Annotated in this window: 14 protein-coding genes; 9 read left to right on the top strand and 5 right to left on the bottom strand. The window is 65.5% G+C overall.

The features are described 5' to 3' along the window. The first annotated feature begins 7 nt into the window (after positions 1-7). Positions 8-3,007 (top strand): hypothetical protein, encoded by a 3,000-nt coding sequence (locus KF712_04265; GenBank protein ID MBX3740179.1) that lies wholly within the window; start codon positions 8-10, stop codon positions 3,005-3,007. 12 nt (positions 3,008-3,019) lie between these two features. On the opposite strand, the gene KF712_04270 is transcribed toward KF712_04265, so the two are convergent. Further along, positions 3,020-3,505, bottom strand: coding sequence for a hypothetical protein (locus KF712_04270; protein ID MBX3740180.1), 486 nt, complete (start codon positions 3,503-3,505; stop codon positions 3,020-3,022). A 610-nt stretch (positions 3,506-4,115) separates the two neighbouring features. Here KF712_04270 and KF712_04275 point away from each other — a divergent pair. Continuing rightward, positions 4,116-5,831 carry an FAD-dependent oxidoreductase gene (locus KF712_04275; protein MBX3740181.1) on the top strand — a complete coding sequence of 572 codons (1,716 nt, stop codon included), beginning with the start codon at positions 4,116-4,118 and terminating at the stop codon, positions 5,829-5,831. A gap of 219 nt (positions 5,832-6,050) precedes the next feature. Here KF712_04275 and KF712_04280 read toward each other — a convergent pair whose 3' ends face one another. The 3 genes from KF712_04280 to KF712_04290 all read right to left on the bottom strand — a co-directional run bounded on the left by KF712_04280 (position 6,051) and on the right by KF712_04290 (position 8,655). Beyond that, complete coding sequence (locus KF712_04280) at positions 6,051-6,311, bottom strand: DUF3601 domain-containing protein (protein ID MBX3740182.1); 261 nt, start codon at positions 6,309-6,311, stop codon at positions 6,051-6,053. A 181-nt stretch (positions 6,312-6,492) separates the two neighbouring features. Then, positions 6,493-7,980, bottom strand: a complete 1,488-nt coding sequence (locus KF712_04285) for a YdiU family protein (GenBank protein ID MBX3740183.1) — start codon at positions 7,978-7,980, stop codon at positions 6,493-6,495. Positions 7,981-8,304: 324 nt separating this feature from the next. Continuing rightward, positions 8,305-8,655 carry a ribbon-helix-helix protein, CopG family gene (locus KF712_04290; protein ID MBX3740184.1) on the bottom strand — a complete coding sequence of 117 codons (351 nt, stop codon included), beginning with the start codon at positions 8,653-8,655 and terminating at the stop codon, positions 8,305-8,307. Between the two features lie 166 nt (positions 8,656-8,821). On the opposite strand from KF712_04290, the gene KF712_04295 reads away from it, so the two are divergent. The 4 genes from KF712_04295 to KF712_04310 all read left to right on the top strand — a co-directional run bounded on the left by KF712_04295 (position 8,822) and on the right by KF712_04310 (position 12,266). Continuing rightward, positions 8,822-9,094, top strand: coding sequence for a hypothetical protein (locus tag KF712_04295; GenBank protein MBX3740185.1), 273 nt, complete (start codon positions 8,822-8,824; stop codon positions 9,092-9,094). 482 nt (positions 9,095-9,576) lie between these two features. Further along, positions 9,577-10,023, top strand: a complete 447-nt coding sequence (locus KF712_04300) for a hypothetical protein (GenBank protein ID MBX3740186.1) — start codon at positions 9,577-9,579, stop codon at positions 10,021-10,023. A 352-nt stretch (positions 10,024-10,375) separates the two neighbouring features. Further along, entirely contained in the window at positions 10,376-11,389 is a 1,014-nt protein-coding gene (locus tag KF712_04305) for a 3'-5' exoribonuclease (GenBank protein MBX3740187.1), read from the top strand. A gap of 148 nt (positions 11,390-11,537) precedes the next feature. Continuing rightward, positions 11,538-12,266 (top strand): ATP-binding protein, encoded by a 729-nt coding sequence (locus KF712_04310; protein ID MBX3740188.1) that lies wholly within the window; start codon positions 11,538-11,540, stop codon positions 12,264-12,266. Positions 12,267-12,699: 433 nt separating this feature from the next. On the opposite strand, the gene KF712_04315 is transcribed toward KF712_04310, so the two are convergent. Next, entirely contained in the window at positions 12,700-13,020 is a 321-nt protein-coding gene (locus KF712_04315) for a hypothetical protein (protein ID MBX3740189.1), read from the bottom strand. A 354-nt stretch (positions 13,021-13,374) separates the two neighbouring features. On the opposite strand from KF712_04315, the gene KF712_04320 reads away from it, so the two are divergent. The 3 genes from KF712_04320 (at position 13,375) to KF712_04330 (ending at position 16,168) form a co-directional block, all read left to right on the top strand. After that, positions 13,375-13,707 (top strand): hypothetical protein, encoded by a 333-nt coding sequence (locus KF712_04320; protein ID MBX3740190.1) that lies wholly within the window; start codon positions 13,375-13,377, stop codon positions 13,705-13,707. Positions 13,708-13,730: 23 nt separating this feature from the next. Next, entirely contained in the window at positions 13,731-14,225 is a 495-nt protein-coding gene (locus KF712_04325) for a hypothetical protein (GenBank protein MBX3740191.1), read from the top strand. Positions 14,226-14,560: 335 nt separating this feature from the next. Further along, complete coding sequence (locus KF712_04330) at positions 14,561-16,168, top strand: hypothetical protein (protein MBX3740192.1); 1,608 nt, start codon at positions 14,561-14,563, stop codon at positions 16,166-16,168. Positions 16,169-16,225: the final 57 nt, after the last annotated feature.

Here is a 16,225-nt window from a genome sequence, read left to right on the forward strand (position 1 = left end):
TTTGTGCATGAAAACTTACTTTCCGCTTGCCTCGCTCCTGACTGCATGCGGCCTCTCGATGGCTGCCGGGCAGGAGATCCCCGAACGCCTGACCTCCTTGTCCCATGCGGCGGGGTCCTCGAATTCCCGCGATGGTGGGGTGGTGATGGGGGAAATGCTCTACTACAGCCGCCGGACCGTGACCCAAGGCGAGGAGCTGTGGAAAACGGACGGCACGGCGGAGGGCACGCGGCTGGTGAGGGAAACGATCGTCGGGACCGGCTCCATTCTGCCGGACGCACGCGGTGTGGCTGACGGGAACCAGCTCTACTTCGGCAGTCACCAGAGGTTGGGGATCTGGAAGACGGATGGAACGGCAGCAGGGACGGTGCCGGTTGACATCCGGTGGCCGGGCGGGAACGCGTCAGGAAATATCCAGCTTCTCCGTCCGGCACCGGGAGGCGGCGCGCTGTTCATCACCGATTCCATCGCGGAACCCAACTGGGAATGGCGCATGCGTCTATGGAAGACGGATGGCACGCAGGAAGGGACCGTATCATTTGCCGCGGAACCGACGATAAGATCCGTGCAGGTGGCAGGCAGCACCATCTGGTTCAGTGGCCACAACCTGCGGAAGAGCGACGGCACCGCGGCAGGAACCGTAACCGCCTTCACCCCGGCTCCATACGGGAGTGCTCCTGTCTCACTGGTGTGGGCCATGACGGATGACGCGGTCCTTTTCACCGTCTCCGCGTCCGATAGCGGGCCGCCGATGCTGCACCGGCTGGATGCCGGCGGGGTCACCCCGCTGAAGGAAACCGGTTACGTGATTTCCGACACCTTCCGGCCCGTGCTTCTGGATGGTGACGTCCATTTCCTGACCTCCGCCGCGCAGGGGCTGCAACTGTGGCGGAGTGATGGCACGGAGGAAGGCACCACGCTGGTGAAGACCGTGCCGATGCCCTCTACCGCGGTTCCGCTCCCGATCACCGCCGCAGGAGGAAAGATCTACTTCGACGCCGCGCCAGAGCCTTACTCCGGTGGCCGGGATCTATGGGTGAGTGATGGGACGGAGGCAGGGACCCTGCGGCTGATGCGGAACCAATCCGGATCTTCCACGGTATTCGCGGACAAGCTTTACTTCCTTCAAACCACCGCGGAGGGGAATCGGGAGCTGTGGACCACGGACGGCACGGTGGCGGGGACGGTGGCGGTGGCTGACCTCGGGCCGTCTTCCGCAAATCCACAGATCCGCATGGGTGCCACGGCGTCCGCGCTGGTCATCGCGGGGAACTCCACGGTGTGGCGGAGTGATGGCACGCCGGCAGGCACGGTGGCGGCTCCGGTGGGGCGGGTGCTGGGAGGAAAACCCATCAGCGCCATGACGGCGATGACGGATGGCCGGCTCCTGCTTTCCGCGCATGATGCCACCACCGGACGACGGCTCTGGAAGAGTGACGGCACGGTGGCGGGCACGGCCCTGGTGGAAGCCGGGCCGCCGGGGAAGGAGGGTTTCAGGAGCATCGCGCTCGGCGGGGCGGTGATGTTGGACGGGGTGTGCCACTTCACGGCGGATGACGGCGTCCACGGGACCGAGCTGTGGCGGAGCGACGGCACGGCGGAGGGAACGAGGATGGTGAAAGACCTCCTCCCCGGACAGGCATCCTCCAAGCCCCAGTGGCTTACGGTTTTCAAAGGTGAGGTGTGGTTCGCCGCGTCCGATTCCACAGGTAACCAGAGGGTGTGGCGCACGGATGGGACGGATGCGGGCACACGGATGGAGATGAACGCGGGTGACGGCCGGGCGTACCCGGAAGTGAAGGTGTCCACGGAGTGGTATGGAAATCTGGTCGTGCGCTTCGTCGGCACTTCCAGCATGGCGGGCATCTGGTGGACGGATGGCACACCTGAGGGGACGGGGAGGCTCACCGAGGTAGAAGTGCCCTCACGCTCCATCCTGAAGCATGGAGGGCTGACCTACTATAAGGTGGGTGATGAACTGTGGAGGACGGACGGGACTGCCGCAGGCAAGGTGCTGCTCCACCGGTTCCCCGCAGGTGTCCATCTGATCCCGGCGGGGCAGGAAGTGCTGGCGCTGGGGATCGGGCAAGGGGGCGTCAATCATGCGAACCACGCGGGCCTGTGGCGCATCCCTGCGGATGGCCCGCTGGTGCGGCTCCGTGCGTTCAACAATTATGGTTCCACAGGAGTCCTCGGTGGAGTGGCCCACTTCAGCGTGACATCCCCCGCCGTGGATGCAGGGCTGTGGCGCAGCGACGGCACCGTGGAAGGGACCTACCGGTTGGGTGGAGTGAGCGTTTCCGGGGACATCAAGGCCCACGCGGGGAAGCTCTACTTTTCCGGGAACGACGGCATCCATGGCGAGGAGCCATGGCTGAGCGATGGCACGGTGGAGGGTACGCGCATGCTGGCGGACCTGACCGGGGACTCCGGCGGGTCCTCCCCCACCCACTTCACCGCCGCGGGCGGAAAGGTGTTCTTCGCGGCAACGACGGAGGCGGAGGGACCGCAACTGTATGTGGTGGATGCGGGCGGCGTGCCGACGCGCTATGACGTGTGGCTGGATGCGCACCGGGCGCGGATGGATGGCAGGACGGGACGCGGGGAGGATGCGGATGATGATGGTTTCACGAACCTGCAGGAGTTCGCCTTTGGCGGAGATCCGGCGGACGCGGCGGTCCGGCCGTTCTTTTCCCCCGCGCTGGCCGTGGTTTCCACGGGAGACGGAGAGGCCACGCACCTGTCGCTGACGGTGCCGGTGCGGCGTGGAACGGTGTTCACGCCGGGCAGGCCGCTGGCGGGAGCCGCGGACGGGGTGACCTACCGCATCCTGGCGACGGCGGACCTGGAGAACATGACGGACCCGTCCGGCCTGCTGGAGGTGCGGGAGGACACCGCCATGCCGCACCCGCCGCATCCGGATGAGGACTATGAATATCGTACTTTCCGGCTGGAGGACCCGGCATCGGCCAGGGAGAGGGCATTTCTCCGCGTGGTGACGGAGTGAGGCGGGACGCTCCTACGCGTCCACCACGGGCGGGGCATGCCCCTCCTTTTTCCTGGCCGCGAGCACGGTAAGGTAGGCATGGATGAAGGCGAAGACGGCGCCGCCAAGCGCGCTGGCGAGGCCGAGGATGAACCAGTCCACCCCACGGGCTTCCCCGATCTCCAGGGTGCCGAGCGCATCCAGCCCGAAGACCCAGATGACGGAGGCGATGGGAAACACGGCCGCTCCAACGAGCGACGCCCAGCCGGGCCGGTGCAGCAGCGGCTTTTCCCGAGGAAAGCGCAACAACGGGACGATGAGCACGGCGAGGATGGCCACCAGCACGGCGAGGACACCGCAGATTTCCTCCATCAGGTCCAGGAGGTATTCGATGAAGTCCGCCGGTGGCATGGGGAACATTTCCCAATCCAGCGCGACCACCGGGATGATGACCGCCGCCGCACAGAACGACCACGCGATGAAGGCGGAAAAGAGGATACGGAGGAAGGACCGGAGCATGGAGGATGTCACATCATGGACGGAGGGATGACGGCGGGGCAATGAGGAAGGTGGCGGGGCCGACGGCCCCCCATGCATGCGGATGAAACGAAGCGGGGAGGTCGCGGAGGCCGCGGAGAGATGCGCGGAAAAAGGGAGTGGGTTGGGGATGAGGCGGACAAAATAACCGGCATGAAGCCTCCGCGTCCCTCTCGTTTTACTTCCCATATCCTCATGGTAAGTCCACCTACCCTGCCATTTTCCAGCCCCTTTCCATCCGGGCAGGCGTGGGCACGGCAGCGTCATGAAGTGCGGCGGCCCTCCGCCGCTTTGGGGAAGGATATGACTGCGGGAAAATGATGCGGGCTACGGGAGTGCGGTTGGGGGTTCCATTTCGGGGGAAGTCCCGCCTGCGACTGATGGCGGCAGAAGACTGCCGCACTCCATGACGCTGCCGCGTCCGGAGAGAGGCCCACACGAGGTGCCCGCCCACGAAGCGTGTTATTCCGTAAAATGAGGCAACTAATCGGGTCCGCTGGCGGAGTTCGGTTGCGCCGCGGGGGTGGAATGGATTAGGCGGACCATTGCGCTCCATCGCGCTGACGAAACCCACCCATCACGATTTCCCGCCATGCACCTGAAACGCCGACATTTCCTGAAGTCCACCGCCGCCGCATCCCTGCCGCTTTTTTCCTGGGCACCGTGGCTGGCGGCGCAACAGAAGGAGACGGCTTCCGAATGGCATGCGGATGTGGTCATCATCGGCGGAGGGATGGGCGGTTGTGCGGCGGCGCTGGCTGCGTGCGAGGCGGGGCTGCGGGTGATCATGACGGAGCCGACGGACTGGATCGGCGGGCAGTTGACATCGCAGTGCGTGCCGCCGGACGAGCACCGGTGGATCGAGGAGTTCGGCTGCACGCGCAGCTACCGGGACTTCCGCAACGGGGTGCGGCAGTACTACCGCGACCACTATCCGCTGACGGACGCGGCGAAGGCTGACCCGAAGCTGAATCCGGGCGGCGGCGGGGTTTCGCGGATCTGCCATGAGCCGCGCGTGGCGCTGGCGGTGCTGGAGCAGATGCTGGCACCCTGGCTGGGCGGACGCCACCTGCGCGTGCTGCTGGAGCATGAACCGGTGTCTGCTGCGATGGACGGTGACAGGGTGAAGGCGGTGACGGTGAGAGACGTGCAACGGAACCGGGAGGTGGTGCTTTCCGCGCCGTATTTCATCGACGCGTCGGAGCTGGGCGACCTGCTGCCGCTGACGGGGACGGAACATGTCATCGGAGCGGAAGCACGGGCGGACACGGGCGAGCCGCGGGCACCGGAAAAGGCGGACCCGAACGACCAGCAGGCGGTGACGTGGTGCTTCGCTATGGACCACATCCCGGGTGAGGACCATGTGACGGACAAGCCGGCGAACTATGATTTCTGGCGCGACTATGTGCCCGCGCTGACGCCGCCGTGGCCGGGGAAGCTGCTGAGCTGGACGATGAGCCACCCGGCGACGCTGGAGCGGCGGGAGATGGGCTTCGACCCGATGGGGCCGGGGCAGAAGGGCGTGTTCAACCTTTTCAACTATCGGCGTCTGGCGAACCCGGCGATGTTCAAACCGGGCACTTACCGTGGACCGATCACGCTGGTGAACTGGCCGCAGAATGACTACCTGCCGGGACCGATCATCGGGGGCAGCAAGGAGGACGACGCGCGGCATCTGGCGGGCAGCCGTGAGCTGAGCCTGGCGCTGTTCCACTGGATGCAGACGGAGGCACCGCGCCCGGACGGCGGGACGGGCTGGCCGGGGCTGCGGCTGCGCGGCGACATCACGGGGACGACGGACGGCCTGGCAAAGGCGGTGTACGTGCGGGAGGCGCGGCGCATCCTGGCGGAGTTCACGGTGACGGAGAACCACGTGGGCACGGAGGCGCGGATGGCCGCGACGGGACTGGCGGAGAAGGAGGTGAAGGCGGCGGATTTCCCGGACACGGTGGGCATCGGCAGCTACCGGATCGACCTGCACCCGAGCACGAGCGGGAGGAACTACGTGGACTTCGCGGCGCTGCCGTTCCAGATCCCCCTGGGTGCGCTGATCCCGCGGCGGGTGGAGAACCTCATCGCCGCGAACAAGAACATCGGCTCCACGCACCTGACGAACGGGTGCTACCGCCTGCACCCGGTGGAGTGGAACATCGGTGAAGCGGCGGGCGCGCTGGTGGCGGAGGCACTGGCGGCGAAGGTGCCGCCCCGGCAGGTGCGGAATGACAGGAAGAGGCTAGCGGAATATCAGGACAGGCTGACGTCGCGCGGGGTGGAGCTGCGCTGGCCGGAGTCGGTGGTGCCTTCGTGATGGGGGATGATGTGGCGCGGATGAAGGGAGCGTAGCGAAGCCCGTGAGAGTTTCGGCGGGGTGGGCGTCTGTTGGATGGCGGGCGTTGGCTTTCCATGGGCTTCCCCACAGCCTCCCCACGGCTCCGCATGGAAAAGGATGCCATCCATGGCGCGGTGGGATCGGAAGACGTCACCCATCCGCACAACCGTGATGGCGCAGCCATCCCGCTACGCGGAATCACTCCCCCACCCGCTCGATGTATTCGTGGAAGTTGTCGATGATGGGGCCCTGGGCATCGGGGTAGTCCTGGAGGCGGATGGAACGGTCCGCGCCGTCGCGCTGGATGAAGAGGGTCAGGCCGGCATCGTAGGGCAGGAAGCTGCGCGAAAGATAGTGCCATGTCTCCCCGGGCGGGTGGTTGGTGCCGTCGAAGTCAACGAAATCGCGGATGACGCGGTAGGTGCCGGGCGGGATGGTGAAGGCACTGAAACGGGGCATGGGGTAAGAGTGAGAAGTTTTCGGTTTTCAGTTTTCAGGGAAGAAAGAAAGCTTATCTTGGTGCCCTTTGCGTATCTTCGCGCCCTTTGCGGCTTTGCGGTAGGTCTTTCCTGATTTGCCAATGCCGCCGGAGGACAGGAGTGTCCTCCCTCCTTACTCGGGACAGAAGTGTTCACCGACCTCACGTGCCGCAGTAGGTGACGTATCTTTCGCCATCGGCGGGGGGCGGGGTGCGGTAGAGCTCGGGGACCTGCCCGTGGGCGAAGGGGTTTGAGATGACTTCCAGGAGGGCGTGGAAGGGCTGGAGGTCGCCGTCGGTGGCGGCGGTGAGGGCGTGCTCGACGAGGTGGTTGCGCGGAATGACGGCGGGGTTGCGCGAAGCGCGGAGGGCGATGGATTCCGCCAGGGTCTGCGGTTGGCGGGTGAGGCGGGCCTGCCAGGCGGTGTGCCAGGTGGTGAAGGCTTCGTCGGTGGAAAGATGGGTGTCGCCCGTGGAGAGGGCGGCGAAGGTGTTGGTGAAGTCCTGCTTCTCATCCGCCATCCACTGGAGGAGGGCGTGGATGAGGGGGAGGTCGTCTTCCTCCGCGTGAAAGAGGCCGAGCTTTCCGCGCATGCCGGCGAGCCATTGGTCCTGGTAGCGCGGCTCGAACCCGTGGATGGAGCCCATGGCCATGCTGATGGCGGTGGTTTCCTCCTCGTGGATGAGGGGCAGGAGAGCCTCGGCGAAGCGGGCGAGGTTCCACTGGGCGATGGAGGGCTGGTTGGCGTAAGCGTAGCGGCCGCGGCGGTCGATGGAGCTGAAGACGGTGGCGGGATCATAGGTGTCCATGAAGGCGCAGGGGCCGTAGTCGATGGTTTCGCCGGAGAGGGCCATGTTGTCGGTGTTCATGACGCCGTGGACGAAGCCGACCATCATCCAGCGGGCGATGAGATCCGCCTGGCGCTCCACGACGCCGTCGAGCAGGGCGAGCGCGGGGTTTTCCGCGCCTACTTTTTCCGGGAAATGGCGGGCGAGGGTGTGGCGGACGAGGGCCTCCAGAGGGAGGCCGCCACCGGATGCGGCGGCATACTGGAAGGTGCCGACGCGGATGTGGCTGGAGGCGGTGCGGGTGAGGACGGCGCCGGGGAGCGGTCCGTCCTGGCGGTGTACGGCTTCTCCCGTAGCAACGACGGCAAGGCTGCGGGTGCTGGGGATGCCGAGAGCGTGCATGGCCTCGCTGATGAGGTATTCCCGCAGCATGGGGCCGAGGGCGGCGCGACCATCCCCGCCGCGGGAGTAGCGGGTGCGGCCGGGGCCTTTGAGCTGGATGTCAACGCGCGCGCCGCCGGGCGTGATCTGCTCCCCGAGGAGGATGGCGCGGCCATCGCCGAGGTTGGTGAAGTTCCCGTATTGGTGGCCTGCGTAGGCCTGGGCGAGCGGGGCGGCACCGGGTGGCGGGACGTTTCCGGAAAGGAAATCGGCGGCGTTTTCCGTGAGGGCATCGGGATCGAGGCCGAGCGCGATGGCATGCGGGCGGTTGAGGACGACAAGCTGCGGGGCCTCCACGGGGGTGGGCAGGATGGACTGGTGGAGATCCTCCGGCAGCGCTGCGTAGGTGTGCTCCAGGTGCCAGCCGCCGGGGCCGGGTGGGTTGGCGGGATGGGCGGGCGCGGACTCTGGCGAACTCATGCGGCAAAGGTCGCGCAGGATGGGGAGACGTCGAGGAAGAAGAGAGGCCCCCTGCGGGGGAGTGCCGAGTGATCAGTGAGCAGTGATCAGTGCCGGGACGATGGAACAGTGCCGGGACGATGGAACGGGAGATTTCCGGAGATGAAACGAAACGCGGAGGCGCGGAGGTCGCTGAGAGGGGCGCGGAGAAGAAGTGCCGGAACGATGGGACTAAGATGCTGGCTTGCCTCTTCCACTAATCACTGATCACGGATCACTCGGCACTTATCCCCATCCCCGGCACTCCGCCGAATGGTGTCCTGTCACTCCCCCGGAGGGGGGCCATCACTTGGCCATTTCGAGGAGTTCCTTGAGGAGGGTCTCGCCGGTTTTTTCGACGGCGGCGTCATCGGCCTTGCCGACGGTTTCCTTGATCCACTGGCGGAAGGACTGGGGCTTGGCGGGGTTGCCGGACTCGGCGCGGGTGCGGATCTCGCCGATGACGCGGGCGCGGTCCTTCAACGGCAGGGCGAGGATGCGGGAGGTGAGCGGAAAGTCGCCGCCGACCATGCCGCTGTAGAGGATGAGATGGCGGATGACCTCCGTGCGGGAGATGTTCAGCCGGCGGGCGGTGGCGTCGAGGATGGCGACTTCGTCCTCACAGAGGGCGACGGAGGTTTTGCAATTCTGTTTCATGGCGGGAAAGGGCGGGTGAGGTGGGTGGAATAAGGCCTGCGGAGGTATTTGTTGCGGTAGTCCGAACAGTAGGAAGAGGTGTCTCAAATGAGGGCTGGCAGGGCAAGAAAAAATACTGTTCATTTGAACTCACAACAAACGAACACCCATCCACCCACCGACCGCCATGAGCCGCAGATACCTGAGACTGTCCCGCCACCACGCCTTCACCGGAGCCGCCGCCGCGCTGGCCGGGGTGCTGGCGACCACCGCCTGCTTTGTGAACGCGCTGGGGGAACGCCCGGCCTGGGCGATCGCCTCGGGGTGCGGGGTTGCCCTGTGCGCCTTCGTCGCGACGCTGGAGTTCTGCGAGTGCGTGCGCTGCCTGCGGATCGCCGCACGGTGGGATGAGTGGGACCGCCGGGACCTGCCGCCGCACGATGCTCTGCCCCGGCTGTGAGGGCGCGGCGGAGCGGTGTAACAGGAGCCGCTCTTCCCCCCTTCTCCCGCGGCGCTTCCCTTGCCGCCTGATTTCCCCCCATTCCGCCCGGTCCCTGGATACGGGGCCCGATTTTCTCCCAAACCCCATCTCCCCTCCCCCCGGGCCTTCCCCGGCCATCCGCACTCCCCTGGCTCACCAGGAGGAATGAAATGCGGATGGCCGGTGGATCCGGAGGGGTTTTCCAAAAATAACACGGACGCCGGTGAACTACGATGCGTGGCGTAGATGGGGCAAGATCCAAGATCCAAGATCCAAGATCCAAGATCCAAGATCCAAGATCCAAGATCCAAGATCCAAGATCCAAGATCCAAGATCCAAGATCCAAGATCCAAGATCCAAGATCAGTGGTGGCTTGGCCGAATGTTGAAGACGCCGGTCTGAAGACCAGCGCTCCCAGCGGCTCCGTTCCGCGCGATTCCTTACCTCTCATTGTTTTTCCCATGACGACGCTATCCCTCATTCCGACACCTGACCTGTTGCAGGAGCTGCAACGCCGCGGAGCCACCGCTGTCCCCGCCATGAAGCAAGGCCCGCCGATGCGGGAAAAGCTGCCACCGCTGGTGGTGGCGGCGCTGCAGGTGGTGGAGCGTGTTTTCCGGATCCCCACGGGTGACCTGCTGGGCCACTGCCGGGAGGAACACCTGGTGAAGGGACGCTTCGCGGCGTGGATGCTGCTGGCGGACCAGGGGATGACGCGGCGGGAGATCGCCCGTGCGTTCCAGAGGCAGGATGTGGGGACGATCCGCCACGGCTGCCTGCGCGGGCGGGAGTTGGTGCGCGGGGACAAGGGCTTCGCCCGCGCGATGTGGGAGGCCTACCACGCGCTGCAACGCCGGGTGGAGACCCACGGACGCACGCGGCGGGCCGCCACGGCGGATGCCCCATGAGATGACTTTCCTCCCCTGATGGCCGTGCCATTCCGGCTGGAGGGAGATCCGGGAGGCAGGAGGTGGCGGACGCCATAACACTCATCCGCCACCCTCCCCGGTTCCGCCTTCCGTCTGAATGTCCCCCAGCCGGAATCGCACGGTCATCAGGGGAAGAAACGCCCCCTGACGGGGGAGTGCCGGGTGATCTGTGATCAGTGATCAGTGCCGGTATGATGAAACGCTCCGTTCTCCACGCTCTCTTCTCTTCGACTGATCACCCTGCACTTCTTCCCTCTTCCACTGATCACTGATCACGGATCACTTGGCACTTCTTCCCTCTTCTACCTCACCACCCGTCACTTTTCCAATCATGACCCAGACCACCACCCCTCCCCCCGCGCAGCTGGCGAAACAGGCCGCTGCCAGAAAGTCACCGCACCACATCCTGCTGGACATCGAGGCGCTGGGGGTGCGGCCCGGCAGCGCGATCGTGCAACTGGGGGCGGTGGCGTTCTGCCCGCGCACGGGCGCGCTGCTGGGGGAGCCGTTCCACCGCCACATCCTCCCGCACGCGAAGCTGCACACGGAGCTGCGCACGCTGCACTGGCACACGGAGCGCGGAACGTGGCCGCCCGAACCGCCTGCGGAGCCGGTGACACTGGAGGAGGCGCTGGCATGCTTTTCCCGCTGGGTGGAGGAAACGGGCCGCCCGCATACGTGGTGGTCCTGGGGCAGCACGTATGATTTCCCGCTGCTGGATGCGGCGTGCCATGTGCTGGGCTGCGAGCCGCCGTGGAACTACTGGCAGACGGCGTGCGCACGGACGGTGTGGCGGATGGCATTTCCGTATGGAAAGACGGCACCGCGGCCGCACCACGCGCTGGAGGACTCCATCGCGGCGGTGAAGGATCTGCACCTGGCCATCAGGAAGTGCCGGGAGGACGCGCAGGAGGCTCCCTCCGCCACGACCACAGCCGCCGCTCGTCCGGATGAGGGGGGGATTTCCACGATGAATGCCGTAGCTGATCCCGGAGGGACGGCGGAGTGCCTGGAGCCGGAGGCAATCGCGGAGCTGTATCCGCGGCGGCAGTCGGTGCGGGAGGCGGTGCGCCACATCGCCCGTCACATCGCGGACGGGGTGGATGCGCGTGCGATCGCGGATGGGACGCGTGCGATCGCGGCGGTCATCCGGCAACTGCCGAGCGGGCACCTGAATGCGTATGTGCCATCCGCGGAGAAGTTTTTCGCCCACCGCCGCTGGGAGGATGATCCCCGGACATGGCTGCGCCTGTCCACCGGCAGCGGCCACCGCGCCGCCAACCACGGCACGCCACCGGAGAAGCTGTCCTTGGGCGGCAGGACGGGGAAGACGATCAGGATTTGAAGAGGTCAGCGGTCAATGGTCACCAGCCATCAGGCAAGGATGTACCGATGACCGATGACCGATGACCGATGACCGATGACCGATGACCGATGACCGATGACCGATGACCGATGACCGATGACCATTGACCGATGACCAACCAATCACCATGACCACCACTACGACTACGACCACATCATGCCATCACTGTGGCGCGCTGTTCCCCTATGAGCCGATCCTGTGCTTCGGGCGGGATCTGGCGGCGCATCTGAACAAGGAGTGCCCGGCCTGCCAGGCGCGGGCGGAGAAACACCGGCGGGAGGAAAAGGAGGAGGAACGGATGCAGCAGGCCTACCAGATGCTGTGCGCGACGCTGCCTCCGGACCTGCGGGAGACGGAGGAGGATCACCCGGAGTTCAACCGTCCGCTGTGGCGGGCGGTGGACCGCTGGCATCCGTCGGCGGGGCAGCGGACGCTGGGCATCATCGGTCCGGCGGCGCGGTGCAAGACGCGGGTGCTGGCGCTGCTGGCACGCCGGGTGATCAGCGGCGGCACGCGGGTGTGCTGGACGTCCGCTGTGCGGCTGAAGGACGCGGCGCACGACCGCATGTCCCGGGAGCGGGAGATTTCCGCGCTGGCGCGGGAGCACCTGCGGGAGTGCCTGACGGCCCCATGGTTGTTTCTGGATGACCTGGGAAAGAACGAGTGGACGGCGGCGTTCGAGAGCCAGCTTTTCCAGATCCTGGACCACCGGCTGAACCACCACCTGCCGATGGCATGGACGGCGAATGACCACCCGGAGACATTCCTCCCGGTGATCTCCGCGATGAATGCGTCGCCGATCATCGGCAGGCTGCTGGACCGCTGCACGGTGCTGGATCTGAGGGAGAGGGAGTGAAGTGGACACTGGCGGTGGATGATCTCGCGGGCAGTAAGTCCGGGGTGTAGCGAATCTCGTGAGAGATTCGGCGGGGTGCACGGGTGATGATGGACATGCATCGGTTCCCCATGGACTTCCCTACTGCCGAAGGTCTCACGACCTTCGCTACTTCACCGACCCGCTTTTCGGAAAATACGTGATAATGCGGCGTCATATCGGTCCGGAGGCCGATTTTCTTCTCATGTGTTAGGGATCGGGGCCATGGTTGGTTCCTTGGCCATTTTCAGAGATGTCATTTTCCTGCTGTTCCTCGCCGTTTCGCTTTTCGTGGGCACCGCCCTCGTGATCATACTGGCGTGAGGCTCCGCGGATGCAGGCGGGGATTTTCCGAACGGAGATCTCCACCCCGAAACACGGGCGGTCGGGAGGAAAAACGGGGGTGCAGCAGGGATCAGGCGTCGGCCGGGAACTTTTCCTCCGCGCGTTGCTGGAGGGTGGCGAGGGCGGTGACGAGGGTGTCGATGAGGCGGTTATACCCGGCGTGCTCCGAGGGGAAAAAGACGCGGATCTCCGCGAGGCGGCGCTCAAGGTTCCCGATGGCGGCGAGCGCCTTCGCCCTGCCGTCGAAGTCGAGCCGCTTCGCCTGGCGGATGGAGGAGGTGAGGTTGAGGATCTTCGTCCGGTGGCCGGTGGGGACGGCGGGATCCGCAAGGTCATACTCGGCCAGGTAGGCCTGCATGACCTCGTCATCCTCCTCAAAGGTGTAGGGCATGGTGTTTCATCATGCCGGGAGGTGGAGGATGCAACAAGATTCCATGGATAAGGAGGGAGGACATTGCGGCAGAGCCGCCATGTCCGCTACGCTCCCATTCTTGTCCTCCGACGGCATTGGCGAACAAGAAAAGACCTGTTTGTTCATAGGATACTCTTTGCTTTGGGCTCCTGTTGCAGCCGGAGGACAGGAGTGTCCTCCCTCCTTACGGAACAACTCGGGAACATCCCCGCATCGCGCGCGCGGGACGGATGGGGTAGGATGCGGGACGTTCCTCCCACACTCTACGGCAGTCACCGTAGATCAGGCGCATTCACCCCGCCTGCCCCCCTATCAGCCATTCCCCGACCTGCCATGCCTGCCCGCCACGACGCCGATCCCTCCGCCCCGAATCCTGACCCGGTGGCGCTGGCCGCGGCCCTGACGGTGGAGAATGTGTCGCTGGGCGCGTTCGCGTCGATGATGACCCTGCTCCGCGCGGGCGGGAAGATGCGGTTGATGCAGCTTTCCCTGCACGTGGGGCAGTCCTACTGGGCGGTGCGCAATCATATACGGCGGACGCCGTACTTCGAGTATGAGGCGCTGCCCGGGACGAAGCTGGTGGTGAAGATCACGGAGGAGGGCCGGGAGAAGTTCCAACGGATCCTCAAGCGCGTCACCAGCTCCACCACCGGCCATTTCCGCTGACCCAACCCCCTTCCCTGCCGCCCATGTCCGCCGCCGATGATCCCCCGATGCCGCCGCAAAGACCGCGCCACCGCATGTTCGCGGACCGGGTGCTGGCGGGCGACTGCCTGGTGACGGCGTATCTGGCGGCGGGCTACAAAGGCACATCACTAAGCTCACGCAGCAACGCGGCGAAGCTCCGCAAGCAGCCGGAGGTGGCCGCCTACATCGACGCGGTGCAGGCGCGGGCGGCGGATGAAAGCACGCTGACGCTGCTGGAAATCCGCCGTTTCCTCGCCCGGATTGTCCGCACGCCGCTGACGGCGCTGGACCCGGAGGGCGGGCGCGACGCGGACCTGATCAAGACGGTGGCGAGGACATCCGCCTCCACCCGGCTGGAAAAGCTGGACCCGCTGAAGGCGATCGAGATCGACCTGAAACTCTCCGGCCAGGACCCGGAGACGAGCCTGCTGAAACAGATGGCCCGCGCGCTGGAGACGCTGCCGCAACACGGGCCGCTGCCGGAAGATCAGCTTTAGGAACATTGAACATCGAACGCCCAACATCGAACATCGAAGTGAAGAAGGGGCGGGTGGGGATCGCCCCAGTCGCGGCAGCGTCATGGAGTGGGGCCGTCTTCTGCCGCTATCAGTAGCGGGACCATCTCCACCTAACAGAAACAGCCCCCTCCGCATCACGGACCGCCGCGTTTCTCTGAATCCTGATGCCTCCCCCCTGTTGATCTCCCACCCCAAAGCGGCAGAGAGCTGCCGCACTCCATGACGCTGCCGCGACGGGAGATCTCCCTCCCCGCTATTCTTCCCTTCAACATTCGATGTTGGACGTTCGATGTTCGATGTTCCCCTCTCCATCCATGAACCTTTCCTCGACCCCACTGGCTTCGCGTGCCTGGAGACTGAACCATCTTTACACGATCCGCGATGCGGACGGGGTGCTGATTCCTTTCCGGCCGAATGTGGCGCAACGCGCTTTCTACAACCGGATGTGGTACTGCAACCATGTGCTGAAGGCACGGAAGCTGGGCTTCTCCACGTTCATCGAGGTGCTGTATGCGGATGACCTGATCTTCACGCCGGGCGGGCTGACGGCGGGGATCATCGACTACACGATCGAGGATGCGGAGGCGAAGCTGCACATGCTGCGCACGGCGTGGGAGCACCTGGACAACGGCGACATCCACCCGGAGACGTGGCGGCTGGGCAGGCTGGTGAAGAAGGCGGTGCCGCTGCTTTCACCATCGGCGCGGAAGCTGGCGTTCGGGAATGGATCGGTGGCGCGGTGCTCGACCTCGCTGCGCGGGACGACGCCACAGCGGGTGCATATTTCCGAGCTTGGGAAGACGGCCATCTGGGCGCCGATCAAGGCGCGGGAGATCATCAACGGGGCGTTCAACGCGCTGACGCCGGGGAACGTGCGCAACATCGAGAGCACGCACGAGGGAGGGAAGATGGGCGAGCATTTCCGCCTGCTGAACAACGCGATGCGCCACGACGACGGGAACCTGACGAGCATCCAGAGCCGCTTCCACTTTTTCCCGTGGTGGCAGGACCCGCGCTACACGCTGCCCTCCGGGCGGCACGCGCTGCGGCCGGAGACGGAGGCGTATTTCCAACAGCTCCACGCGGAGCACGGCATCACCTGCACGGCGGGGCAGATGCTTTGGTACGACCACAAACACCTGGAACAAGGACACGGCATGAAAAAGGAATTTCCATCGACAGCGGGCGAAGCGTTCCAGGCGATCCATGAGGGCGCGATCTATGGCAGGCAGATGGCGGACCTGCGTGTGGCGGGACGGGTGTGTGACTTCGGCATGGAGGCGCAGCACCCGCTTTTCACGTTCTGGGACATCGGCCTGTCGGACTACTCCGCGCTGTGGCTGATCCAGCCGGTGGGGCGGTGGTTCCTGGTGCTGGATTGGTTCGAGGCGGAGGGCCTGCCCGGCTCCGCGCTGCCGGACCAGATCCGGAAGTGGGAGGCGAAGTGGCGCAGGCCCATCTCCGCGCACCACCTGCCGCACGATGCGGAGACGCGCGACCGCGGGACGGGGAAAACTTACGTCAGCGAGCTGCGCGCGGCGGGGTTGGACAACATCGTGGTCATCCCGCGCACGCCGGATGTTTGGCTGGGCATCGGCTACGTGCGCGACCTGCTGCCGCATTGCTGGTTCCACCGCACGCACTGCGACACGCCGCGGAATGCGGATGGATCACCGCACAACGCCGCGGCGGACACGCAGGAGGACTACCCCAGCGGCGTCGCCTGCCTGGAAGGCTACCAGCGCGACACCTCCCCCGGCGGCGCTCACAAGCTGCGGGAAATGCCGAAGCATGATGTATTTTCGCACTCGGCGGATGCGTTCAGGACCTTCGCAGAGGCGTGGAGGCGGGGCCTGGTGGGGGCGGTGGGTGGTGGGATGGAGAGGGTTCCGCGGGCGGTGGGGAGGGTAAGGGGGAGGTGATGGCAATTACCTTTATTTTCGGCTATTTTCGTTTATTTCGACTATACGCGGTAGCGG

It is taken from the genome of Akkermansiaceae bacterium (genome assembly GCA_019634595.1).
Classification (GTDB): Bacteria; Verrucomicrobiota; Verrucomicrobiia; order Verrucomicrobiales; family Akkermansiaceae; genus Luteolibacter.

Coding starts and splice junctions, on each gene's coding strand:
- KF712_04265 (MBX3740179.1), top strand. CDS start 8: ATGAAAACTTACTTTCCGCTTGCCTCGCTCCTGACTGCATGCGGCCTC.
- KF712_04270 (MBX3740180.1), bottom strand. CDS start 3,505: ATGCTCCGGTCCTTCCTCCGTATCCTCTTTTCCGCCTTCATCGCGTGG.
- KF712_04275 (MBX3740181.1), top strand. CDS start 4,116: ATGCACCTGAAACGCCGACATTTCCTGAAGTCCACCGCCGCCGCATCC.
- KF712_04280 (MBX3740182.1), bottom strand. CDS start 6,311: ATGCCCCGTTTCAGTGCCTTCACCATCCCGCCCGGCACCTACCGCGTC.
- KF712_04285 (MBX3740183.1), bottom strand. CDS start 7,980: ATGAGTTCGCCAGAGTCCGCGCCCGCCCATCCCGCCAACCCACCCGGC.
- KF712_04290 (MBX3740184.1), bottom strand. CDS start 8,655: ATGAAACAGAATTGCAAAACCTCCGTCGCCCTCTGTGAGGACGAAGTC.
- KF712_04295 (MBX3740185.1), top strand. CDS start 8,822: ATGAGCCGCAGATACCTGAGACTGTCCCGCCACCACGCCTTCACCGGA.
- KF712_04300 (MBX3740186.1), top strand. CDS start 9,577: ATGACGACGCTATCCCTCATTCCGACACCTGACCTGTTGCAGGAGCTG.
- KF712_04305 (MBX3740187.1), top strand. CDS start 10,376: ATGACCCAGACCACCACCCCTCCCCCCGCGCAGCTGGCGAAACAGGCC.
- KF712_04310 (MBX3740188.1), top strand. CDS start 11,538: ATGACCACCACTACGACTACGACCACATCATGCCATCACTGTGGCGCG.
- KF712_04315 (MBX3740189.1), bottom strand. CDS start 13,020: ATGCCCTACACCTTTGAGGAGGATGACGAGGTCATGCAGGCCTACCTG.
- KF712_04320 (MBX3740190.1), top strand. CDS start 13,375: ATGCCTGCCCGCCACGACGCCGATCCCTCCGCCCCGAATCCTGACCCG.
- KF712_04325 (MBX3740191.1), top strand. CDS start 13,731: ATGTCCGCCGCCGATGATCCCCCGATGCCGCCGCAAAGACCGCGCCAC.
- KF712_04330 (MBX3740192.1), top strand. CDS start 14,561: ATGAACCTTTCCTCGACCCCACTGGCTTCGCGTGCCTGGAGACTGAAC.